Here is a 3,482-nt window from a genome sequence, read left to right as displayed (position 1 = left end):
CCGCCGCCGACGACGCCGACGCTCCGGCGCGCGCCGCGATCCGCTCCGACGACGAGCAGCTCGTGCGCACCCTGGCGGTCGACCAGTCGCTGTCGTCGATCGGGTTGCGCCAGACCGGCCCGCACCGGCTCCTCTCCCGGTTCACCCCCGACGTCGTGTTCTGGGCGCTGTCCGACGCGAGGTACCCCGTGGCCGCGGAAGACGGGAACGGCGAGATCATCCGGCTCCGGCGGCATCGCCTCGCCACGGCTCCCCCGCCGCCGCCGAAGACCGATCCGATCGCCGCGCTGCTCGACCGCGTGCTCGCGACCGGCGACTCCGGCGCCACCGAGCAGGCGTGGCTCGCCCGCCAGCTCGAGGCCGCGGCGCGCGCGAAGGAGACCCTCACGGTCACCGTGCGCATGCCCGGAGGCCAGACCGCCGATTACCTGCTCGCCCCTGCGAGCGTCGCGAACGGGCGACTCCGGGCACGCGATCGCAAGGCCGACATCGAGCGCACGCTGCCGCTCTCCGCGATCGCGGCCGTCTCCCCGGCACCCACGAACGTCTGAGTCGCGGGCGACGGATGCCGCGAGTCGGCCGTCGGTGCGTGAAGCGGGCGTAGACTCGAACGCTATGTCAGACGGCCCACTCATCGTGCAGAGCGACCGCACCGTGCTCCTCGAAGTCGCCCATCCGCTCGCGGAGGACGCGCGGCACGACCTCGCGGTCTTCGCCGAGCTCGAGCGAGCCCCCGAGCACGTGCACACCTATCGCATCACCCGGCTCGGACTGTGGAACGCCCGCGCCGCCGGCCACGACGCCGAGGACATGCTCGGCACCCTCGAGCGGTACGCCAAGTTCCCCGTGCCGCAGACGGTGGCCGTCGACATGCGCGAGACCGTGGGCCGCTACGGCCGGCTCATCGTCGACCGCACCGATGACGGCGCCCTGCGCCTGTACTCCAGTGACATCGCCGTGCTCACCGAGGTGGCGAACGCCAAGCGCATCGCACCCCTGCTCACCGAGCGGATCGACGACGAGAGCTTCCTCGTGGCGGCCTGGGCTCGCGGCGCCCTCAAGCAGGAGCTCGTGAAGCTCGGCTGGCCGGCCGAGGACCTCGCCGGGTACACGCCCGGCACGCCGCATCCGATCGACCTCGACCAGACGAGCTGGCACCTGCGCGACTACCAGCAGAAGGCCGTCGACAACTTCTTCGACGGCGGCTCGGGAGTGGTCGTGCTGCCGTGCGGCGCGGGCAAGACCCTCGTCGGCGCCGGGGCGATGGCCACCGCGAAGACCACCACGCTCATCCTCGTCACCAACACCGTGTCGGCCAGGCAGTGGCGCGACGAACTGCTGAAGCGCACGAGCCTCACCGCCGACGAGATCGGCGAGTACTCGGGGCAGGTGAAGGAGGTCAAGCCCGTCACCATCGCGACCTACCAGATCCTCACCGCGAAGCGGAAGGGCGAGTACGCCCACCTGGCGCTGCTCGACGCCCTCGACTGGGGCCTCGTGGTCTACGACGAGGTGCACCTGCTGCCCGCGCCGGTCTTCAAGCTGACCGCCGAGCTGCAGGCCCGCCGACGCCTCGGCCTCACCGCGACGCTCGTGCGCGAGGACGGGCGCGAGGGCGACGTGTTCTCGCTCATCGGCCCCAAGCGGTTCGACGCGCCGTGGAAGGAGATCGAGGCGCAGGGCTTCATCTCCCCCGCCGCCTGCTACGAGGTGCGCATCGACCTGCCGCAGTCCGAGCGGCTCGCCTACGCGGCATCCGCCGACGACGAGCGCTACCGCCTGGCGGCCACCGCGCCGGCGAAGCTCGGCGTCGTGAAGGAACTGGTGGCGAAGCACGCCGGCGAGCGGATCCTCGTGATCGGGCAGTACCTCGACCAGATCGACGAGCTCGCAGAGACGCTGGGCGCCCCGCAGCTCACGGGCGCCACCCCGGTCGACGAGCGCGAGCGGCTCTTCCAGGAGTTCCGCGACGGGCGCACGCCCGTGCTCGTCGTGTCGAAGGTGGCGAACTTCTCGGTCGACCTCCCCGAGGCGACCGTGGCGATCCAGGTGTCGGGCTCGTTCGGCTCGCGCCAGGAGGAGGCGCAGCGCCTCGGACGCCTGCTGCGGCCGAAGGAGTCGGGGCTCTCGGCGAACTTCTACACGCTCGTCGCCCGCGACACCGTCGACCAGGACTTCGCGCAGAACCGGCAGCGGTTCCTCGCCGAGCAGGGCTACAGCTACACGATCCTCGACGCGCACGGTCTCGCGGCCTAGGAGGGCCGTCCCACGTCGGGCCCGAGCCCGGCCCTCGACCGGCGGCGATCGCCGAAAAACCAATTGCAGGTTGCAATCACGTTGGGTACCCTCACGGCATACCGATTGCAAATCGCAATCGGTGCTTCGGAGAGGAGCTGTCATGTCCCGCGTCGTCTGCGACGTCGCCGTCTCGATGGACGGCTACATGGCCGGTCCGGGCCAGACCCGGGAACTGCCCTTCGGCTCGATCGAGCACAACCGCCTGTACGACTGGATGATGCACGACGGTGAGGAGAACCGCACCGAGTTCGACGCCATGCTCGATGCCGGCGCGTTCATCATGGGCCGCAACATGTTCGGGCCCGACCGTGGCGAGTGGGACCTGGACTGGCAGGGCTGGTGGGGCGACGACCCGCTCTACCACGCACCCGTCTTCGTGCTCGCGCACCGCGCCCGAGCCGACCTGCCGATGGGCGGAGGCACGACGTTCCACTTCGTGAGCGACGGAGCGGACTCAGCGCTCGACCGCGCCCGCGCGGCCGCCGGCGAACGTGACGTCGTGGTCGTCGGAGGCGCGACGACGGTCAATCAGTTCCTCGCGGCCGGCGTCGTCGACGAACTGCGCGTGCACGTCACCCCGTCGATCATCGGCGCGGGTGAGCGGCTCTTCGACGGCGTCCCGCCCAGCGCCTTCGAGCAGGTCTCGTCGCGCGGCACCTCGCTCGTCACCCACCTCGTGTACCGGCCGGTCCGCTGACGGCGATCGGCGCCTCCGGGTGACCTCGCGAGGGGCAGCCCTTCAACGGGCCCGCGCGTAGCGCAGCAGCAGCAGGTCCCCAGCGGGGATCGCGTGCACGAACCGCATCCGCTGCGCGACCTCGGGGGCGCCGCGCACGATGCGGCCGGCCCCGCCCGCCACGAGCAGCGGGCTGAGGCTGAGGCACAGCTCGTCGACGAGGTCGGACTCGACCAGCGAGCCGAACAGGTGCGGGCCCCCCTCGCAGAGCACCTGCCGCAGGCCGAGAGCGGCGAGCGCATCGACCATCGCCGTGAGGTCGACCGTGTCGTCGCCGCACACCAGCACGTCGGCGACCTCGGCGAGGGCCGCACGTCGGTCGGCGGGTGCCGCTTCGCGCGTCACGACGATCGGCCGCTCCACGGCGCGTGAGAACACCGGATGCTCGGGACCGAGGTCGAGTCGCGACGAGACGACGGCCAGCCGCGGCTGCGACGCGAGACCGCGC

General features: G+C 71.7%; 3 protein-coding genes and 1 pseudogene. 3 read left to right on the top strand and 1 reads right to left on the bottom strand.

Going from position 1 to position 3,482, the window contains the following annotated elements; genetic code table 11:
• From GH736_RS19405 to GH736_RS19395, 3 genes and pseudogenes are all read left to right on the top strand, one after another.
• A pseudogene (locus GH736_RS19405) lies at window positions 1-551 on the top strand (helicase-associated domain-containing protein); the annotation flags it as partial.
• Between the two features lie 64 nt (window positions 552-615).
• A complete protein-coding gene (locus GH736_RS19400) occupies window positions 616-2,256 on the top strand; it encodes a DNA repair helicase XPB (RefSeq protein ID WP_159606269.1) in 1,641 nt (546 codons plus the stop codon).
• Window positions 2,257-2,398: 142 nt separating this feature from the next.
• On the top strand, window positions 2,399-2,995 hold the full coding sequence (locus GH736_RS19395) for a dihydrofolate reductase family protein (RefSeq protein ID WP_159606267.1): 597 nt from the start codon (window positions 2,399-2,401) through the stop codon (window positions 2,993-2,995).
• A 42-nt stretch (window positions 2,996-3,037) separates the two neighbouring features.
• Here GH736_RS19395 and GH736_RS19390 read toward each other — a convergent pair.
• Window positions 3,038-3,482: dihydrofolate reductase family protein (locus GH736_RS19390; RefSeq protein WP_203230863.1), on the bottom strand; the 445-nt coding region annotated here is incomplete at its 5' end.

It is taken from the genome of Agromyces humi, assembly GCF_009720255.1.
Lineage (GTDB): Bacteria > Actinomycetota > Actinomycetes > Actinomycetales > Microbacteriaceae > Agromyces > Agromyces humi.
This window is presented reverse-complemented; position numbering and strand designations above follow the sequence as displayed.